16 protein-coding genes are annotated in these 18,139 nt (G+C 69.4%); 14 read left to right on the top strand and 2 right to left on the bottom strand.

Features of this window, described 5'->3' with window-relative positions:
* The 6 genes from ACILRF_RS07810 to murG all read left to right on the top strand — a co-directional run.
* The coding region (locus ACILRF_RS07810) for a glutamate ligase domain-containing protein (RefSeq protein WP_395671723.1) at window positions 1-489 on the top strand (489 nt) is incomplete at its 5' end.
* Complete coding sequence (gene murF / locus ACILRF_RS07805) at window positions 482-1,870, top strand: UDP-N-acetylmuramoyl-tripeptide--D-alanyl-D-alanine ligase (RefSeq protein WP_395671722.1); 1,389 nt, start codon at window positions 482-484, stop codon at window positions 1,868-1,870. The genes ACILRF_RS07810 and murF, both read left to right, overlap by 8 nt.
* Window positions 1,870-2,979 (top strand): phospho-N-acetylmuramoyl-pentapeptide-transferase, encoded by a 1,110-nt coding sequence (mraY, locus tag ACILRF_RS07800; RefSeq protein ID WP_395671721.1) that lies wholly within the window; start codon window positions 1,870-1,872, stop codon window positions 2,977-2,979. The genes murF and mraY overlap by 1 nt, the downstream gene beginning before the upstream one ends.
* Window positions 2,980-2,997: 18 nt before the next feature.
* Entirely contained in the window at window positions 2,998-4,413 is a 1,416-nt protein-coding gene (murD, locus tag ACILRF_RS07795; RefSeq protein WP_395671720.1) for a UDP-N-acetylmuramoyl-L-alanine--D-glutamate ligase, read from the top strand.
* Window positions 4,410-5,582: a putative lipid II flippase FtsW gene (gene ftsW, locus ACILRF_RS07790; protein WP_395671719.1), complete on the top strand. Its 1,173-nt coding sequence runs from the start codon at window positions 4,410-4,412 to the stop codon at window positions 5,580-5,582. The genes murD and ftsW overlap by 4 nt, the downstream gene beginning before the upstream one ends.
* 13 nt (window positions 5,583-5,595) lie before the next feature.
* A complete protein-coding gene (murG, locus tag ACILRF_RS07785) occupies window positions 5,596-6,687 on the top strand; it encodes an undecaprenyldiphospho-muramoylpentapeptide beta-N-acetylglucosaminyltransferase (RefSeq protein ID WP_395671718.1) in 1,092 nt (363 codons plus the stop codon).
* A gap of 300 nt (window positions 6,688-6,987) precedes the next feature.
* Here the strand turns inward: murG and ACILRF_RS07780 are convergent, their stop codons facing one another.
* Window positions 6,988-8,436: an ATP-binding protein gene (locus ACILRF_RS07780; protein WP_395671717.1), complete on the bottom strand. Its 1,449-nt coding sequence runs from the start codon at window positions 8,434-8,436 to the stop codon at window positions 6,988-6,990.
* 179 nt (window positions 8,437-8,615) lie between these two features.
* Here ACILRF_RS07780 and murC point away from each other — a divergent pair, with 179 nt between their 5' ends.
* From murC to ftsA, 5 genes are all read left to right on the top strand, one after another.
* Window positions 8,616-10,025, top strand: a complete 1,410-nt coding sequence (gene murC / locus ACILRF_RS07775) for a UDP-N-acetylmuramate--L-alanine ligase (RefSeq protein WP_395671716.1) — start codon at window positions 8,616-8,618, stop codon at window positions 10,023-10,025.
* The gene (gene murB / locus ACILRF_RS07770; RefSeq protein WP_395671715.1) at window positions 10,022-10,924 is read left to right on the top strand and encodes a UDP-N-acetylmuramate dehydrogenase; all 903 of its coding nucleotides are present in this window, start codon (window positions 10,022-10,024) and stop codon (window positions 10,922-10,924) included. Before murC ends, murB begins: the two co-directional genes overlap by 4 nt.
* Before the next feature lie 92 nt (window positions 10,925-11,016).
* Entirely contained in the window at window positions 11,017-12,000 is a 984-nt protein-coding gene (locus tag ACILRF_RS07765) for a D-alanine--D-alanine ligase (protein ID WP_395671714.1), read from the top strand.
* Window positions 11,930-12,832, top strand: coding sequence for a cell division protein FtsQ/DivIB (locus tag ACILRF_RS07760; RefSeq protein WP_395671713.1), 903 nt, complete (start codon window positions 11,930-11,932; stop codon window positions 12,830-12,832). The genes ACILRF_RS07765 and ACILRF_RS07760 overlap by 71 nt, the downstream gene beginning before the upstream one ends.
* A gap of 11 nt (window positions 12,833-12,843) precedes the next feature.
* Window positions 12,844-14,184, top strand: coding sequence for a cell division protein FtsA (gene ftsA, locus ACILRF_RS07755; RefSeq protein ID WP_395671712.1), 1,341 nt, complete (start codon window positions 12,844-12,846; stop codon window positions 14,182-14,184).
* Window positions 14,185-14,190: 6 nt separating this feature from the next.
* Here the strand turns inward: ftsA and ACILRF_RS07750 are convergent, their stop codons facing one another.
* Window positions 14,191-14,682 carry a hypothetical protein gene (locus ACILRF_RS07750; RefSeq protein WP_395671711.1) on the bottom strand — a complete coding sequence of 164 codons (492 nt, stop codon included), beginning with the start codon at window positions 14,680-14,682 and terminating at the stop codon, window positions 14,191-14,193.
* Between the two features lie 307 nt (window positions 14,683-14,989).
* Between ACILRF_RS07750 and ftsZ the strand changes: the two genes are divergently transcribed.
* From ftsZ to lpxC, 3 genes are all read left to right on the top strand, one after another.
* On the top strand, window positions 14,990-16,489 hold the full coding sequence (gene ftsZ, locus ACILRF_RS07745) for a cell division protein FtsZ (RefSeq protein ID WP_395671710.1): 1,500 nt from the start codon (window positions 14,990-14,992) through the stop codon (window positions 16,487-16,489).
* Window positions 16,490-16,638: 149 nt separating this feature from the next.
* Window positions 16,639-16,818: a hypothetical protein gene (locus ACILRF_RS07740; RefSeq protein ID WP_395671709.1), complete on the top strand. Its 180-nt coding sequence runs from the start codon at window positions 16,639-16,641 to the stop codon at window positions 16,816-16,818.
* A 172-nt stretch (window positions 16,819-16,990) separates the two neighbouring features.
* Complete coding sequence (gene lpxC, locus ACILRF_RS07735; protein ID WP_395671724.1) at window positions 16,991-17,857, top strand: UDP-3-O-acyl-N-acetylglucosamine deacetylase; 867 nt, start codon at window positions 16,991-16,993, stop codon at window positions 17,855-17,857.
* The last annotated feature ends 282 nt before the right edge of the window (window positions 17,858-18,139 follow it).

Below are 18,139 nucleotides of genomic sequence, written 5' to 3'. Positions count from 1 at the left end.
CTGGCCGGGCTGGAGGCGCTGGAAGGCGCGCCGGGGCGGCTGCAGCGGGTGGGCGCGGGGCCGCGCGGCGGCGAGGCCTATGTCGACTACGCCCATACGCCGGACGGGCTGGAGACGGTGCTGAAGGCGCTGCGGCCGCACGTGCGGGGGCGGCTGATCGCCGTGTTCGGCGCCGGCGGCGACCGCGACCGGGGCAAGCGGCCGATCATGGGCCGGATCGCCGCCGAGCTGGCCGACGTCGCCATCGTCACCGATGACAACCCGCGCTCCGAGGATCCGGCGGCGATCCGCGCCGAGGTGCTGGCCGGGGCGGTCGGGGCCAGGGAGATCGGCGACCGCCGGGCGGCGATCCGCGCCGCCGCGGCGATGCTGACCGACGGCGACGTCCTGGTGGTGGCGGGCAAGGGCCACGAGCAGGGCCAGACCATCGCCGGCGTCACCCATCCCTTCGACGACGTGACCGAGACCGCGGAGGCGCTCCATGGCTGAGCCGCTCTGGACAGCCGAGGAGATCGCCGCGGCGACCGGCGGCGCGGTGGCCGGCGACTTCGCCGCCACCGGCGTCTCGATCGACACCCGGACGGTCGAGTCGGGGGACCTTTTCATCGCCCTGGCGGGCGTGCGGGACGGTCATGAGTTCGTCGACCAGGCCATGGCCAAGGGAGCGGCCGGGGTGCTGGCCTCGCAGGGCGTGGAGGCGCCGTCGGTGCAGGTCGCCGACACCTTCGCGGCGCTGGAGAAGCTGGGGATCGCGGCGCGCGAGCGGGCGCCGCAGGTGCGGCGCGGGGCGGTGACCGGCTCGGTCGGCAAGACCAGCGTGACCCAGGCGATCATGGCGGGGCTGCGGCTGGCCGGCCGGGCGCACTCGTCGGTGAAGTCCTACAACAACCACATCGGGGTGCCGCTGACCCTCGCCAGGATGCCGCGCGAAACCGAGCGGGCGGTGTTCGAGGTCGGCATGAACCACACGGACGAGATCCGGCCGCTGACCCGGTTCATCCGGCCGCACGCCGTCGCCATCACCACCGTTGGGCCGGTGCACGTCGAGAACTTCGCCAATGAAGAAGGCGTGGCGCGGGCCAAGGCCGAGATCTTCGAGGGGCTGAAACCCGGCGGGGTCGCGGTGCTGAACGCCGACAACGTCTGGTACGACCTGCTGCAAGGCGAGGCGAAGGCGGCGGGGGCGAGGGTCGTGACCTTCGGGACCGGCGAGGACTGCGACGCGCGGCTGATCGACTTCCAGGGGGCCGCCGGCCACGGCGTGGTCCAGGCGCGGCTGCACGGCAAGGCGCTGGACTTCCCGATCCTGCAGACCGGGTTCCACTGGGGCCTGAACAGCATGGCGGTGCTGCTGATGCTGGAGGCCCTGGACGTCGGGCTGTCGGACAGCCTGGCGGCCCTCGGCTCGTTCGAGCCGCTGGAGGGCCGCGGGGCCGAGCGGATCGTGCGCCTGCCCGGCGGGACCTTCACGCTGATCGACGAGAGCTACAACGCCAACCCGGTCTCGATGGGCTCGGCGATCCGCACGCTCGGCGCGCGGCCGACGGGCGGGCGGCGGATCGTCGCGCTGACCGACATGCTGGAGCTCGGCGCCGAGGGGCCGGCCTTCCACGCCGCCCTCGCCGAGCCGCTGGAGCGGGCGGGGATCGACCTGGTGTTCTGCTGTGGGCCGCTGATGAAAAGCCTCTGGGACGCCCTTCCGCCGACTCGGCGGGGCGGCTACGCCGAGACAGCGGCGGACCTTGCGCCGCGGATCGCCGAGGCCACGCAGCCGGGCGACCTTGTGATGGTGAAGGGGTCGAACGGATCGCGGGCCGGCGTCATCGCCGCCGCGCTGGCCGCGCTCGATTCCGCAGGCGGGGCAGGCTGATGTTCTACTGGCTCTACGAGCAGCTGGCCGCCGGCGGGTACATTCCGGGCCTGAACGTCCTCAAATACCACACGACCCGCACGGGCCTGGCGATCTTCACCGCCCAGCTGATCGTCGTGGCGCTGGGCTCGCGGTTCATCCGCTGGATGCAGGCCAAGCAGGGCAAGGGCCAGCCGATCCGCAAGGAAGGCATCGAGCGCCACATCGTCGAGAAGGCCGGCACGCCGACCATGGGCGGGGTGATGATCCTGGCCGGCCTGCTGGGCGGCACCCTGCTGTGGGCCGACCTGGCCAACCCGTACATCTGGGCGATCATCATCGTCACGGGCGGCTACGGGGCCCTGGGTTTCCTCGACGACTACGCCAAGGTGACCCGCCAGACGACCGACGGCGTCTCGGGGAAGGTGCGGCTGCTGCTCGAGGCGGGCATCGCCATGGCGGCGATCGCGGTGATCATCCTGTTCGCGGCGCGGCCGCCGGAATCGCCGAACCTCCTGACCTCGGTCACCTTCCCGCTGTTCAAGGGCGCCTACGTCGACCTCGGCTGGGGTTACCTGCTGTTCGGCGCCTTCATCATCGTCGGCGCGGCCAATGCGGTGAACTTCACCGACGGCCTCGACGGCTTGGCGACGGTGCCGGTGATGATCGCCGCGGGGGCCTATGGGCTGATCGCGTACATCGTCGGCAACTTCGTGTTCGCCAACTACCTGCAACTGCACTTCGTGCCGGGGGTCGGCGAGATCGCCGTGTTCTGCGGGGCGCTGATCGGGGCCGGTCTCGGCTTCCTCTGGTACAACGCCCCGCCGGCCAAGATCTTCATGGGCGACACCGGCTCTCTGGCGCTGGGCGGCGCGGTAGGGACGATCGCGGTCGCCACCCGCCACGAGATCATCCTGGCGGTGATCGGCGGCCTGTTCGTGGCCGAGACCCTGTCGGTGATGATCCAGGTCGCCTCGTTCAAGCTGACCGGCAAGCGCGTGTTCCGCATGGCGCCGGTGCACCACCACTTCGAGAAGCTCGGCTGGTCGGAATCGACCGTGGTGATCCGCTTCTGGATTGTCGCGGTGATGCTGGCCCTGGTCGGCCTCGCCACCCTGAAGCTGCGGTAGGGAGGGTCAGAGCTAGCCATGATCCCGGTCCGCGGCTTCGAAGGCAGGACGGTCGCCGTGTTCGGCCTGGCCCGCACAGGGCTGGCGGCCGCGCGCGCGCTAATCGCCGGCGGCGCCGAGGTCGCGCTGTGGGATGACCGGCCGGCGGCGCGGGCCGCAGCGGAGAGCGAAGGCTTCACCCTGACCGACCTGTCGACCGCCGATTGGAGCGCGTTCGCCGCCCTGATGCTGTCGCCGGGCGTGCCGCTGACCCATCCGGCGCCGCACTGGACGGTGGAACGGGCCAAGGCCGCGGGCGTCGAGATCCTCGGCGACATCGAGCTGTTCGCGAGGACGGTGAACGCAGCCCCCGAGCACAAGCGGCCGAAGATCGTCGCCATCACCGGCACCAACGGCAAATCGACCACCACGGCCCTGATCGGCCACATCTGCGCCCAGGCCGGACGTGACACGCGGATCGGCGGCAACATCGGGCTCGGCGTCCTGGGGCTCGAGGACATGCACGGCGGGGCGGTCTATGTGCTGGAACTGAGCTCCTACCAGCTCGACCTGACCTCCAGCCTGAAGCCGGACGTGGCGGTGATGCTGAACCTGTCGCCCGACCATCTCGAGCGGCACGGCGGCATGGAAGGCTATGTCACGGCCAAGCGCCGCATCCTGCTCAACCAGGGCAAGGGCGATACGGCGGTGATCGGGGTCGACGATCCGTGGGGCGCGCGGATCTGCACGGAGATCACCGCCGCCAACCGCCGGACCATCGTGCCCATCTCGGCCTCGAAGGCCATGGGGCGCGGCATCTATGCGCTGCAGGGCGTGCTCTACGACGCGACCGGCGAGCGCGCGGCCGAGGTCGCCGACCTGACCCGGGCCCGCTCGCTGCCCGGGCGGCACAACTGGCAGAACGCGGCTGCCGCCTACGCCGCCGCCAAGGGCCTGGGCATTCCGGCCGAGGAGGCCGCCGAGCACCTGATGAGCTTCCCAGGCCTGGCGCATCGGATGGAAACGGTCGGCGCCATCGGCCGCGTGCGTTTCGTCAACGACAGCAAGGCGACCAACACCGACGCCGCGCGGCAGGCGATGTCGAGCTATCCGAAGTTCTACTGGATCGCCGGCGGCCAGCCGAAGACCGGCGGCATCGAGGCGCTGGTCGATCTCTTCCCGCGCATCGAGAAGGCTTATCTGATCGGCGAGGGCGCCCCCCTGTTCGCCGGCACTTTGAGGGGCAAGGCCGCAATCCAGGAGTGCGGAACGATGTCGGCGGCGGTGGCGGCGGCGTACGCCGACGCGGCGGCGTCGGGCCAGGAGGCGGTGGTGCTGCTGTCGCCGGCGGCGGCCTCCTTCGACCAGTTCGCCGACTTCGAGGAGCGGGGCGATGCGTTCCGCGCCGCGGTCCAGCGGCTGGGCCAGGCCGCGGCGGCGAAGGGGGCGGCATGAACCCCTCCCAGGCTCACGCCTTCGCAAGGTCCGACCGCTCGCAGGTCGGGGTCTGGTGGTGGACGGTCGACCGCTGGATGCTCGGCATCGTCGGCCTGCTGATCTTCATCGGCGTGCTGATGTCGTTCGGCGCGAGCCCGGCGGCCGCGGCGCGGATGAACCTCGGCGACCCGTTCCATTTCGCCGTCCGCCAGTGCGTGTTCGCGGGCGCGGCCGCCATGATCCTGATCTCGACCTCAATGCTGGACGTCAAAGGGGTGAGGCGGGCCGCCTTCATCATCTGGGTGATCGCCATCGCGGTGATGGTCGCCCTGCCGTTCATCGGCCACAGCGCCAAGGGCGCGACCCGCTGGCTGCAGCTGGGCGGCTTCACCTTTCAGCCGTCGGAATACATGAAACCGGCGCTGATCATCCTGGTCGCCTGGATGTTCGCCGAGGGTCAGAAGGGGCAGGGGGTGCCCGGCGTCTCGATCGCCTTCTTCCTCTACTTCATCTCGGTCGGCCTGCTGCTGATCCAGCCGGACGTCGGCCAGACGGTGCTGATCACCGTCGCCTTCGGGGCGGCGTTCTGGATGGCGGGCGTGCCGCTGTCGTGGGTGATGCTGCTGGGGGCGGCGGCGGTCGCCGGCCTGTCCTCGACCTATTTCCTGTTCCCGCACGTCGCCAGCCGCGTGGACCGCTTCCTGTCGCCGGACAAGGCCGACACCCACCAGGTGGACCGGGCGGCCGAAGCCATCGCGGCCGGCGGCTTCTTCGGCCGGGGGCCGGGCGAAGGGGTGATGAAGCGCCACGTGCCCGATCTGCATACCGACTTCATCTATTCGGTCGGCGCGGAGGAGTACGGCCTCGTGTTCTCGCTGCTGCTGATCGCCCTGTTCGGCGTGGTCGTGATCCGCGGCCTCTATCGGGCGATGAAGCTGTCGGATCCGTTCGAACAGGTGGCCGCGGCGGGGCTGTTCGTCCTGGTCGGCCAGCAGGCCTTCATCAACGTGGCGGTGAACCTCAACCTGATCCCGACCAAGGGGATGACCTTGCCGTTCATCTCCTACGGGGGCTCCTCGATGCTGGCGATGGGCTTGACCCTGGGCATGGCGTTGGCGCTGACCCGTCGCCGGCCCGGGGCCTATACGCCGACGGAAGGTCTCGCCAAGGCAGGCGCGTTCGCTTAAGGCGGACCACAGGATGCAGAAGGTCGCTGTCGTCGCAGCCGGGGGGACCGGCGGACACCTCTTCCCCGCGCAAGCCCTGGCCGAGGCGCTGATCGCCCGCGGCTGGCGGATCGTGCTCGCCTCGGACGAGCGGGTGGCGGGCCTGGCCCAGGACTTCCCCGCCGAGCGGCGCATTGGCCTGTCTGCCGCCACCTACCGGCCCGGCGATCCGCTGGGCATGGCGCGGGCCGGCCTGGCCGTGATGGGCGGGGCGATGCAGGCGAAGACGGCGTTCCGCGAGGTCCGGCCGAACGTCGTCGTCGGCTTCGGCGGCTATCCGTCCGCGCCAGCGCTGGTGGCGGCGCTGATGAGCAAGCTGCCGACGGTGATCCACGAACAGAACGCTGTCATGGGCCGCACCAACCGGCTGCTGGCCGGGCGGGTGACGCGGGTCGCCTGCGCCTTCCCGACCCTGCAGAAGGCGCCCGCCAAGGTGGCTGGCAAGGCGGTGGTGGTCGGCAATCCGGTGCGGCCACCGATCCGGGCCCTGGCCGACCTGCCCTATACGCCGCCCGAGCCGACCGGGCCGATCCGCCTGCTGGTCACCGGCGGCAGCCAGGGCGCACGGCTGCTGTCGGAACTGGTGCCGGAAGCGATCCGCATCCTGCCCGACGACCTGCGCCAGCGATTGACGGTTCAGCAGCAGACCCGGCCGGAATCCATGGACGTCGCCCGCAAGGCCTATCAGGAGGCCATGGTCCAGGCCGAGATCGCACCGTTCTTCCGCGACATGGCCAGCCGCCTGGCGGCCGCCCACCTGGTGGTCGGTCGGGCCGGAGCGGGGACGGTCTGCGAATTCGCGGTGGCGGGGAAGCCGGCGATCCTCGTGCCTCTGGCGATCGCCCTCGACGACGACCAGGGTCAGAACGCCCGCCTGCTGGCCGAAGCCGGCGGGGCCGAGGTGGCGCGCGAGCACCAGCTGACGGTGGAGTCGCTGAGCGGGGCGCTCGAGAAGCTGCTGAGCAATCCGGCGCGCCTGGCGCGGATGGCCGCCTCGGCGCGGTCGGTGGCGATCCCCGACGCGGCCGAACGGCTGGCGGACCTGGTCGAGGCGACGGCGCGGTAGGCATAGGCCGCAGGCTCTCTCTTTTGTCCTCTCTCTCAAAGTCGAAGGTTCGTCGGAACCGCAAAGGCTCTTGAAGCCGATGGCGAACTAAACCTCACCGAGGACGAGGCGGCTTATGATTGCCCTGCGACCAAGCTGCTACCGCCGCAAAGTCCGTGATCGGACCAGATACAATTTGAACTTCCGAAATAAACTAGTATCTTATAATATTCTCATAACTCATTCTAATAAAAGAACTTTTCCGTTCTAGCCGTCCGGCTGATTCGGATTGCGGATCAACCTGGCGAAATAAAATCAAGCTCAGTACGGTAGGTATCGAGCCACGCGGTTCGCTTGCTCCTCATCCTGCGGCTTTATCCACCCGGCCTCGCGGGTGTCGCTGATGACCTGGGAGGCTGTTGACGCTTGGCTTGAGGCTAAGCCGAAGCGATCCCGGAGGCTCTGGTTGCTCATCGTCATCCCGCCCTCAAAGCGCAGACAGGCGTGCTGATAGCAGCCTCGAACGCGATCCTCCTTAGACATAGCGCCAAATTTTCTGGCGGCGAAAAGCGTGACGACCATCGACTCTTCAACCACCTGCAGGAGTGGCGGTGTGAGGGCGGCCTTTTCGATGGCGTCGATGGCGCGATCTACGCCGCTGCCACGACCTTCGAATAGGCCGAGAGCCCGCATGAAAGCGCCCAGATCCTCGTTCCGGGACCGCGCCGGCGCGTCGATCAGCCGATCTGGAGGGACAAGCGGCTTGCCGGGGTTCGTGATCTTCACGCGATCCGAGTAAATCTCGACGCGGGGCCCAGCGCCGGTGACCGTCAAATCTTGGTGGACAAGTGCGTTCACGAGAAACTCACGCACCGCAATCTCAGGGATGGCGTAATTCATCCGCCGAGTGCCGTGCACCATCTCCTCCTTATGGTCGATGCGATCCATGATGTAGGTTAGGAGCTTGGAGAACGAGATGGCGTAGCCCATCCGACCCTGGACGTCGTCTTTTGCGACCAGCTTTGAAGTGCCGGTGTAGTGAGTCGTCCGGGCCGTTTTCGACGCGAGCCCGGGAAACATTGTGATGTCCCTTGCGGCGAGCAGCGCGAATAGGTTGGTGGCGTCGTAGCCGCCTTGCCGGTCGTCCGTCAGCAATCCCTCCTCAAGGAGGCGGTGCATGATCGCGTCCGTAGATAGGCGCGGCGATCCTATGTTGGCGAGGAGCTTCGCGGGATCGAAATGGCCGAACACCTCACCCACTGACAGATGTGGCGCAGCGACCGCGCGCTCAAACGTGAATCGGGACGTGATGTGCCAAAGAGTGCGCGCCCGCTCTGGGTAGTCTCGAAGGGGTTTCAAGATCGAGTCGACGCGAATCCACTCTTCAGTCTTGAACCTCACCGGCATCTGGTACGCCGGATGTATGCGCACGATCTCCACATGCTTGCCTTCGTAGTCGAGCGAGCAGATTTCGAACGTGATGCTCGGGTGAAGCATGCGCGACAGCCAAGGCTCAAGCGGCTCGCTGCCGGCCGCTTTTGCCGCCTTTAGCCTGACCGTTGTGCCGACCACTTCGTGTGTTTGGTCGCGGACCCCGAAGACAAGATAGCCGTATTCCTCGTCGTGCAGCATCGCGGCGTTTGCCAACGCCGACAGGTACTTGCCAGCCTCCTCAGCGTCCAGGTGGTTCTCTTTGAACTCCAGCCACTCCGTCTCTCGCGGGTACGCGATGAGGCTTTCCAGAAGTTTGGCCGGATCGACAATTGCCATGCCCAATCTTAGCCGATGTCACCGCAAGCGCTAGACGGGTACGCGAAGTACAATGGCACTGTTCACTACGCTTGGAGAGAAGCGGTGAATACTCAAATCCTTCTCTCCCCCGTGAAGCGGAGAGGGCGCCGCGAGGTAGAGGGCTAGCGGCGCATCGGGATTTGCCGCTATCGAGGAGCATGACTCGACGCCCCGTGCCCTTCGACATCGGCCCCGTGCACTTCATCGGCATCGGCGGCATCGGCATGAGCGCCATCGCCGAAATCATGCTGAAGATCGGCTACACGGTGCAGGGCTCGGACGCCAAGGCGGGGGCCAACACCGAGCGGCTGGAGAAGCTGGGCGCGCGGATCTTCATCGGTCACGACCCGGCCAACGTCGAGGGCGCCTCGGCGGTGGTCTATTCGACCGCGGTGAAGCCGGACAATCCGGAGATGGTCGCCGGCCGCGACCGGCGCCTGCCGCTGGTCAGGCGGGCGGAGATGCTGGCCGAGCTGATGCGGCTGCAGTTCTCGGTGGCGGTGGGGGGCACCCACGGCAAGACGACCACGACGACGATGGTCGCCACCCTGCTCGACGCCGGCGGGCTCGATCCGACGGTGGTCAACGGGGGGATCATCAACGCCTACGGCACCAACGCCAAGGTCGGCGCCGGCGACTGGATCGTCGTCGAGGCCGACGAGAGCGACGGCAGCTTCCTGAAGCTGCGCTCGACGGTGGCCATCGTCACCAACATCGACCCTGAGCACCTCGACCACTACGGCGACTTCGAGGCGGTGAAGAAGGCCTTCCGCGACTTCGTGGAGAACATCCCGTTCTATGGCTTCGCGGCGGTCTGCATCGACCACCCGGAAGTGCAGGCGATGGCCAGCCGGGTCGAGAACCGACGGCTGGTCACCTATGGCGTCAACCCGCAGGCCGAGGTGCGGGCCGAGAACATCGTCATGGGCCCGGATGGCGCGCGGTTCGGCGTCGTCGTCCGCCCACGCGAGGGCGAGCCCGTGCGCTACGACGACCTGCACCTGCCGATGACCGGCCATCACAACGTCATGAACGCTCTGGCGGCGATCGCCGTGGCGCGGGAACTCGGCGTCAGCGCAGAGGATATCGCCAAGGGCCTGGCCGGGTTCGGCGGCGTGAAGCGGCGCTTCACAACGACCGGCGTGACGGACGGGGTGCGGGTGGTCGACGACTATGGCCATCACCCGGTGGAAATCGCCGCCGTGCTGACCGCGGCCCGGGCGGTGACGTCGGGCAAGGTCGTCGCGGTGATGCAGCCGCACCGCTACAGCCGCCTGCGCGACCTGTTCGACGACTTCTGCGCCTGCTTCAACGACGCCGACACGGTGGTCGTCGCCGACGTCTATCCGGCCGGCGAGGCGCCGATCGACGGCGTCGACCGCGACGCCCTGGTGGCGGGCCTGCGGCGCTACGGCCACCGCCGGGCGCTGCCGCTCGCGTCCCAGAAGGACCTCGCCGGGCTGGTGAAGCAGGAGGCGAGCGCCGGCGACGTGGTGGTGCTGCTCGGGGCCGGCGACATCACCGCCTGGTCCTATGCCCTGCCGGGCGAGCTGGCGGCGCTGGCATGAACTGGCTCGACGATCTGCCGCCGGTGCGCGGCAAGCTGCTGCGCGACGAGGCGCTGGGGCCGTTCACCTGGTTCCGGGTCGGCGGACCGGCGCAGGCTCTGTTTCTGCCGGCCGACGAGGACGACCTGGTCGCGGTCCTGAAGGCGCTGGACCCGGCGGTTCCGCTGACCGTCCTCGGCGTCGGCTCCAATACCCTGGTCCGAGACGGCGGGGTCGAGGGGCTGGTGGTGCGGCTGGGCAAGGCGTTCGCCGGGGTCGAGGCGCGCGACGGGGGCCGGATCTATGCCGGCGCGGCGGTGCTGGACGCGGTGCTGGCGCGCGAGGCGGCCAAGGCCGGGATCGCGGGGCTGGAGTTCTATCGCGGCGTGCCGGGCTCGATCGGCGGGGCGCTGGTGATGAACGCCGGTTGCTATGGCTCGGAAACCAAGGACGTGCTGGTCGAGGCCTATGCCCTGACGCGGCGCGGCGAGCGGATCACGCTTTCGAACGCCGAGCTCGAGTACAGCTATCGCAAGTCGGCGCGGGCGGCGGCCGAGCCCCTGATCTTCACCGGCGGCCTGTTCGAGGGGCGGCCGGACGCGCCGGACGCGATCACCGCGCGGATGGACGAGATCACCGCCCGGCGCGAAAAGACCCAGCCGATCCGCGAGAAGACCGGTGGCTCGACCTTCAAGAACCCGCCGGGGCATTCGTCCTGGAAACTGGTCGACGAGGCCGGCTGGCGGGGCAAGCCCTTCGGCGGAGCGATGTTCTCGCCGCTGCACGCCAACTTCCTGATCAACACCGGCGAGGCGACGGCGGCGGATCTCGAAGGGTTGGGCGAGGCGGTGCGCGCCGACGTAAAGGCCAAGTTCGGCGTCGAGCTTGACTGGGAGATCAAGCGGATCGGTAAGGCTTGAGCCTTCCTTTCCTGAAAGCGGCTGCGCTTGACGGGAATCCGTCAGTGGCGCACCGGGACGGAAATTTCCTTCTCTGATCAAAGGCGGCGCTCATGAGCCTTCCTCTCACCGGACATCACGTCGCGGTTCTCCTGGGCGGGCCTTCGTCGGAGCGCGAGGTCAGCCTGGTGTCGGGGGCGGCCTGCGCCGACGCGCTGGAGCGGCTGGGGGCGAAGGTGTCGCGAGTGGACGCCGGAGCCGACATCGCCCAGGTGCTGACCGGCCTGAAGCCGGACGTCTGCTTCAACGCCCTGCACGGGCCGTGGGGCGAGGACGGCTGCGTCCAGGGGGTGCTGGAGACGCTGGGGATCCCTTACACCCATTGCGGAGTGCTGGCCTCGGCGCTGGCGATGGACAAGGCCAAGTCGAAGGCAGTGCTGGCGGCGGCCGGCGTCGCCGTGCCTGGCGGCGGGCTCTACAACCGGTTCGAGGCGGCCAAGGCCCACGTCATGCCGCCGCCCTATGTGGTCAAGCCGAACGCCGAGGGCTCGTCGGTTGGAGTGTTCCTGGTGTTCGAGGGGGCGAACGGCCCGCCGCAGGAGATCGTCGCGCCGGACTGGACCTATGGCGAAGAGGTGATGATCGAGCCCTACGTCCGGGGGCTGGAACTGGCCGTCGGGGTGATGGACGGCAAGGCGATCACAGTTACCGAGATCGTGCCGAAAACCGGCTTCTACGACTATGAATCCAAGTACGGGGAGGGTGGATCGGAACACATCGTCCCGGCCCGGATGCCGCCTCATGCCCTTGAGAAGGCGAAGAAACTTTCCGAGATGGCGCACGCCGCTCTTGGTTGTCGCGGGGTTACCCGGTCGGACCTGCGTTATGACGACATTAACGACATCATGGTCCTATTGGAGGTCAATACTCAGCCCGGCATGACGCCCACCTCCCTGGTTCCGGAGCAGGCGGCGGCGCAGGGGGTGAGCTTCGACCAGTTGGTTCTGTGGATTACGGAGGACGCCTATGCCCGCGGCGGAGCGGGGAGGATCGCAAGTTCCGGCGAGGCCTCGGGCCAAAGCGCCCCAGAACGGTAAGCGTCCCCCGGGCCAGCATCCGGCGGGGCCGCAGGCGCACGCGCGCGCAGAGGGCGCGGGCCTTTCTCCCAAGATCACCCTGATGGCCGCGGGCGGCGTCGTCGCGCTGGCGCTGGTGGGCGTGCTGGCGACCGGCGGCCGAGGAGAGCGGCTGGCCGGAGAGATCGGCTCGGCGGTCGACGGGCGGTTCGGCGCCGTCGGCTTCAAACTGCGGGCGGTGCACGTCGAGGGCGCTTCGGCCATGGCGACGCCGGACATCGTCGCGGCCGCCGGCGTCTACAAGGACCAGCCGCTGCTGGGCATGGACCTGAGCGCCGTGCGGGCCCGGGTCGAGAAGGTCGGCTGGGTCGAGGAGGCGCGGATCGTGCGCCTGCTGCCGGACACGCTGGTCGTCGCGGTCAAGGAGCGCAAGCAGTTGGCCGTGTGGCAGCATGCCGGCCGCACCCTGGTCATCGACGACCGGGGCCAGCCGATCCGGGAGGCGGACCCGGCGCGGTTCGCGACCCTGCCGCTGGTGGTCGGGGCGGGCGGGGCCGAGCACGCGGCGGCGATCCTGCCGACGCTGGCGCAGCGGCCGCGACTGATGGAGCGGATGGACGCGCTGGTGCGCGTCGACAACCGCCGTTGGGACCTGCGGCTGAAGGACGGTTCGATCATCCAGCTCCCGGCGGTGGCCGAGGAGGAGGCGCTGATGCAGCTCGAGCAGCTGGACCAGCGCTCGCACCTCCTGGAGCTGGGCTTCGCGCGCATCGACCTGCGCAATCCGGATGTGGTGGCTGTGAGGCCGCGCGAGGCAGGGCCCGTCGGCCAGCCCGCCGCGGCAGGGATCTAAAGGGTTTGGGAATGTTGAAGGCTGCAGCACGCGCCGAACACAAGACCGAGATCGGCCGCGAGGGCCTGAAGGCGGCGCTTCATCGCCCGCAGGTCGTCGCCGCCGTCGACCTCGGAGCCTCGAAGGTCACCTGCTTCATCATGAAACCGGACGGCGTGCGCCGCGCCGACCGCACCCTCACCACCGCCGGCGTCGGCTACGTCCAGTCGCGCGGCATCCGCGGCGGCTCGATCGTCAACCTCGACGAGGCGTCGGAAGCCATCGCCCAGGCGGTCGAGCGGGCCGAGACCGTGGCCGGTGTGTCCGTCCAGGGCGTCACCGTCGCCACCGCCGGCGGCCAGCTGACCTCGACCCGCGTCGCCGGCCGCGTTAGCCTCGGCGCCCGGCCGATCGGCGACCACGACCTGGTGCGCGCCATCAGCCACGCCCTGGCGCAGATCAAGCTGCCCGGCCGTCGCGCCGCCCACATCCTGCCGATCGCCTGGTCGGTGGACGGGCAGGGCGGGGTGCGCGACCCGCGCGCCATGTTCGGCCGCACGCTCGGTGTCGAGCTGCTGGTGGTCAGCGTTTCGGAAGCGGTGTTCCAGACCCTCGGCGCCTGCGTCGAGCGGGCCCACCTGCAGTTCGAAGGCGTCGTCGCCGCGCCGTTCGTCTCGGCCCTGGCGGCCCTGGAGGAGGACGAGGCCGACCTCGGTTCGGTCTGCATCGACATGGGGGGCGGCTCGACCTCGGCGGCGGTGTTCACGGCGGGATCGCTGGTCCACGTCGAGACCGTGCCGGTCGGCGGCCAGCATGTGACGCAGGACATCGCCCGGGGGCTTTCGACCTCGATCGCCGGCGCCGAGCGGATCAAGACCCTGCACGGCTCGGCCATCGCCTCGGCCAACGAGGACCGCGAGATGATCGAGGCGCCGCCGCGTGGCGACGACCCGGGCGCCGGCCCGGTCATCGCGCCGCGGTCGTTGCTCAAGGGCATCATCGCGCCGCGCGTCGAGGAGACGCTGGAGCTGCTCCGCGACCGCCTGAAGGCGTCCGGCGCCCCGGTCGAGCCGGGCGCGGGCCTGGTTCTGACCGGCGGCGCCAGCCAGCTGGCCGGCGTCCGCGAGGTCGCCGTCCGCGTGTTCGACCGGCCCGTCCGTCTGGGGCGTCCGCGCCGTGTGCCGCACCTGGCGGACGCCGCCTCCGGGCCGGCGTTCACGGCGGCGGCGGGCATTCTGCACCGCGCCGCCTTCGGCCCGCGCGAGGCGGTGTCGGCCAAGGCCCTGGCCTCGGCCAAGCTGCGCCGCGAGCCCCTGGACCCGCGCGCCAACCCGGTGGCCAAGGCGGCCTCCTGGCTGCGCGAGAATCTCTAGCCTGGTCTATTTCTCGCCGCGGACCGTCTTGGCGACGGCTTCGGCGGTCTGGCCGATCAGGCTGCCCTTCTGGTTCATGAAAGCGCCGACGCCCATGGTGTTGGCCGCGCGCGTGATGGTGAACTGCCGCAGGGTGGACCCGGACGGATCCCTCAGCGTGACGTCGACGGTCATGCGGTTGCTGCCGGCCAAGGCGCCGACCATGAACCGCGTGGCATTGCCGACGACGCGATAGTCGGAGATCACGAAGCTGAGGTCGGCCGGGGGCCCGCCGGCCGCGCCGCCGCCCAGTTCGATGCGGATCGCCTCGGTCAGGGAGTTCACGACCTCCGGCGTCACCTTGTCGGCTGTGGTCGAGCCACTGACGCTGCGGATCGACAGGTTCATGATCTGCGCCGCCCGGGCCGCGCCCGACGTCGGCGGCGGGGTCTCTTTCACAGTCGTGGAGCAAGCGGTCAGCGCGACGGCGGCGGCCGTCAGGAACAGCTTCCTGAACATTGATGTCCTCCCAGGATCCTAGCCCGCCGCGGCAACGGTTGATCCCAGGCCCGGTTCCGGCGCCACTTCCACGGTCGCCAAATCGCCCGCGCGTTGAGCGGCCGGCGATTCGTCGGAAGCTTGGCCAGAGTCCTTGTGGAACATGACCATTTTTCCGGCCGCCCAGGGGTCGATCCCCTCGCGACTCGCGCTATGGCCTTAACCCTCGATTAAGGATGCGGGCGCAGATTTAAACCCATCCTTAAGGAGCGTCGGCCGGGCGGTCGGGCGACGCACTTGACCGGCTTTGGGAAGGACGCAGGGTCCGATGGCGATTTCTCTTTCAGCTCCGCAGGCGACAGAACTGAAGCCTCGGATCGTCGTGTTCGGCGTCGGCGGCGCGGGCGGCAACGCCGTGAACAACATGATCGAGGCGGGTCTGGAGGGCGTCGAGTTCGTCGTCGCCAACACCGACGCCCAGCAGCTGCAGTTCGCCAAGACCGATCGCCGCATCCAGCTCGGCGTCCAGGCGACGCAGGGCCTCGGCGCCGGCGCGCACCCCGAGGTCGGCATGCACGCCGCCGAGGAGAGCATCCCGGAGATCGGCGAGCACCTCGACGGCGCCCACATGGTCTTCATCACCGCCGGCATGGGCGGCGGCACCGGCACCGGCGCGGCCCCGATCATCGCTAAGTGCGCGCGCGAGCGCGGCATCCTGACCGTCGGCGTGGTGACCAAGCCCTTCCACTTCGAAGGCCGTCACCGGATGCGCCTGGCCGACGCCGGCATCCAGGAGCTGCAACGCTACGTCGACACCCTGATCGTCATCCCCAACCAGAACCTGTTCCGCGTCGCCAACGAGCGGACGACCTTCGCCGAAGCCTTCGGCATGGCCGACCAGGTTCTGCACTCGGGCGTGCGCTCGATCACCGACCTGATGGTGCTGCCCGGCCTGATCAACCTCGATTTCGCCGACGTCCGCACGGTGATGACCGAGATGGGCAAGGCGATGATGGGCACCGGCGAGGCGGCCGGCGACGACCGCGCGCTGATGGCGGCCCAGAACGCCATCCAGAACCCGCTGCTCGACGAAGTCTCGCTGAAGGGCGCCAAGGCGGTGCTGGTCAACGTGACCGGCGGCCTCGACATGACCCTGCTGGAAGTCGACGAGGCGGCCAACGCCATCTCCGAACAGGTCGATCCGGAAGCCAACATCATCTTCGGCGCCGCCTTCGATCCGGCCCTGGAAGGCATGATCCGCGTGTCCGTGGTCGCCACCGGCATGGACGGCGTTTCGATCGCCGCCATCGAGCCGCGCATGGAGCGTCGGGCCAACACCACCGCCCAGCCCCTGCGCGTCGAAACCGCGCCGGCCCCGGTCCAGGCGCCGGTCGCCGCCGTCGCGCCGGAGCCGATGCTGATGGCCGCGCCGGAGCCGACCTTCGCCGCTCTCGAGGCCGAAGAAGAGCAGCCCGACATCTTCGCCCAGCCGGCCGCCGCGGCCTACGAGCCCGCGCCGGCGCCGGAACCGCGCGTCGTCGCGCCGATGACCCGCATCGTCGATCCGGCGGTGGCGGACGAGAGCGACGAGCCGCTGTTCGCCGAGACCTATGAGCCGCGCCGTCCGCGCGGCGGGTTCCTCAGCCTGTTCGGCGGTCGCCAGCGCTACGACGCCGCTCCGGCCCCGGCGCCGGTGCAGCATGCGCCCGCCTCGCGGCCGGTCGCCAGCCGCGGCGGCGCGTTGCCGGCTGAAGCGCCGCAGCTCGAACAGCCGGAAGCTGGCGAGGATCTCGAGATCCCGTCCTTCCTGCGCCGGCTCGCCAACTAAAACCGCTCCATCAAACGTGAATGCCCGGCCGCGCCGGCCGGGCATAGGATGCCTTCCGTGAGGTCTTACGGGAGGCGTCCATGTCGCGTGAGCACAGGATTTCTGTCGGCCCGGTGGATGGCGGTTGGGCCGTCCGGTGGGAAGGGGCCATGCAGCCCCTGATGTTCCTGTCCGGCCGCCGCGCCGAGGAACACGCCCGGCAACTGGCCCGGGCGCTCACGCGGTCCGGCGACCAGGCGTCGGTCGTCATCCACGACAGGTCAGAGGCGTTCGTCGGGGCTGCTCGCTACGCCCCGACGTCGCCGAGCCACCTGTCCATCGTCGGCTGATCGCCACCTCAGAACAGGCGAAACATAGCGAAACACCAAGTGTTTTGCTGCGCTGCGGCAAGCAGCTTAAGCGGAGTGTGGGGCGCACCCCGGCGACAGGTCGGCCGGGCAGGTTACGGAAGGTCCCAGCTTGTCCGCAGACGCATTCCAGGATCGCGCTTTCCAGCACACGATGCGCGCCCCGGCCCTGTTCGCCGGCGTCGGCGTCCATACGGGGGCCTATACGCGCGTCAACGTGCGCCCGGCGCCGGCGGATGCCGGCATCGTCTTCGTGCGCCTGGACGTCCTGGATCGCGACAACCGGGTTCCGGCCAATGCTGAAGCCGTCTGCCGCACCCAGCTCGGCACGGTGATCGGCAATGCCGCGGGCGTGACCGTCTCCACCATCGAGCATCTGATGGCGGCTTTCGCCATGCTGGGCATCGACAACGCCCTGGTGGAGCTGGACGGGCCGGAGATGCCGATCATGGACGGCTCGTCCGAGCCGTTCGTCCGCATCCTCGACCGCGCCGGACGCCGGTCGCAGGAGGCGGCGCGCCGCTATATCGAGATCCTGAAGCCGGTCGAGGTGGTCGACGGCGACAAGCGCGCAGCGCTGACGCCGGCGAACCGCTTCGAGGTCGCCTTCGAGATCCGTTTCGCGAGCGCCGCAATCGGCCGCCAGGCGATCGACATGACGATGGACGGGCCGACCTTCCGCCGCGAGCTGGCCGACTGCCGCACCTTCGGCTTCCTGCACGAGGTCGAGGCCCTGCGCGCCGCCGGCCTGGCGCGTGGCGGCTCGCTGGAGAACGTGGTGGTCATCGAAGGCGACCGGGTGCTGAACCCGGAGGGCCTGCGCCGTCCGGACGAATTCGTCCGCCACAAGGCGCTGGACGCCATCGGCGACCTCTATGTGCTCGGCGCGCCGCTGATCGGCCGCTTCGAAGGCGAACTGGCGGGCCATGCGATCAACAACCAGCTGGTCCGCGCGCTGATCGCCCAGCCCGACGCCTGGTGCGTCAAGACCCTGGTGCAGGATCTGGCCGAGGCGGTCTAAGCCTGCCGCATCCCCGCCGTTTTCCCGACCTAAGGTCGCAACCCTAGAGTCGCACCGGGGGTGCGGTCCGTTTGCCTGGACCCCTGCGTGGTGTAGAAGCGAGTCCCCGCGTGGGGGCGCGCGTCTGTCGTTTGAGGTGAAGGTGTTCCTGGCTCGCAATCGGTCGGTTCGCACGGCTCTCGCCGTCGGCGTCTGCGCTATCGCCCTGGCTGGTTGCGCCGGCGGCAAGAAGAAGCCCCGCCTGGCGTATGAGGAGCGGCCGGTCGAGCTGCTCTACAACAC

The sequence above is a fragment of the Phenylobacterium sp. genome (genome assembly GCF_044236515.1).
Classification (GTDB): domain Bacteria; phylum Pseudomonadota; class Alphaproteobacteria; order Caulobacterales; family Caulobacteraceae; genus Phenylobacterium.
Note: the sequence above shows the minus strand (reverse complement) of the source record. Positions and strands in the feature narration are given on the sequence as shown.

What these genes read in the sequence shown, in the direction of transcription:
- murF (WP_395671722.1), top strand. Translation starts at nt 482, where the DNA reads ATGGCTGAGCCGCTCTGGACAGCCGAGGAGATCGCCGCGGCGACCGGC.
- mraY (WP_395671721.1), top strand. Translation starts at nt 1,870, where the DNA reads ATGTTCTACTGGCTCTACGAGCAGCTGGCCGCCGGCGGGTACATTCCG.
- murD (WP_395671720.1), top strand. Translation starts at nt 2,998, where the DNA reads ATGATCCCGGTCCGCGGCTTCGAAGGCAGGACGGTCGCCGTGTTCGGC.
- ftsW (WP_395671719.1), top strand. Translation starts at nt 4,410, where the DNA reads ATGAACCCCTCCCAGGCTCACGCCTTCGCAAGGTCCGACCGCTCGCAG.
- murG (WP_395671718.1), top strand. Translation starts at nt 5,596, where the DNA reads ATGCAGAAGGTCGCTGTCGTCGCAGCCGGGGGGACCGGCGGACACCTC.
- ACILRF_RS07780 (WP_395671717.1), bottom strand. Translation starts at nt 8,436, where the DNA reads ATGGCAATTGTCGATCCGGCCAAACTTCTGGAAAGCCTCATCGCGTAC.
- murC (WP_395671716.1), top strand. Translation starts at nt 8,616, where the DNA reads ATGACTCGACGCCCCGTGCCCTTCGACATCGGCCCCGTGCACTTCATC.
- murB (WP_395671715.1), top strand. Translation starts at nt 10,022, where the DNA reads ATGAACTGGCTCGACGATCTGCCGCCGGTGCGCGGCAAGCTGCTGCGC.
- ACILRF_RS07765 (WP_395671714.1), top strand. Translation starts at nt 11,017, where the DNA reads ATGAGCCTTCCTCTCACCGGACATCACGTCGCGGTTCTCCTGGGCGGG.
- ACILRF_RS07760 (WP_395671713.1), top strand. Translation starts at nt 11,930, where the DNA reads ATGCCCGCGGCGGAGCGGGGAGGATCGCAAGTTCCGGCGAGGCCTCGG.
- ftsA (WP_395671712.1), top strand. Translation starts at nt 12,844, where the DNA reads ATGTTGAAGGCTGCAGCACGCGCCGAACACAAGACCGAGATCGGCCGC.
- ACILRF_RS07750 (WP_395671711.1), bottom strand. Translation starts at nt 14,682, where the DNA reads ATGTTCAGGAAGCTGTTCCTGACGGCCGCCGCCGTCGCGCTGACCGCT.
- ftsZ (WP_395671710.1), top strand. Translation starts at nt 14,990, where the DNA reads ATGGCGATTTCTCTTTCAGCTCCGCAGGCGACAGAACTGAAGCCTCGG.
- ACILRF_RS07740 (WP_395671709.1), top strand. Translation starts at nt 16,639, where the DNA reads ATGCAGCCCCTGATGTTCCTGTCCGGCCGCCGCGCCGAGGAACACGCC.
- lpxC (WP_395671724.1), top strand. Translation starts at nt 16,991, where the DNA reads ATGCGCGCCCCGGCCCTGTTCGCCGGCGTCGGCGTCCATACGGGGGCC.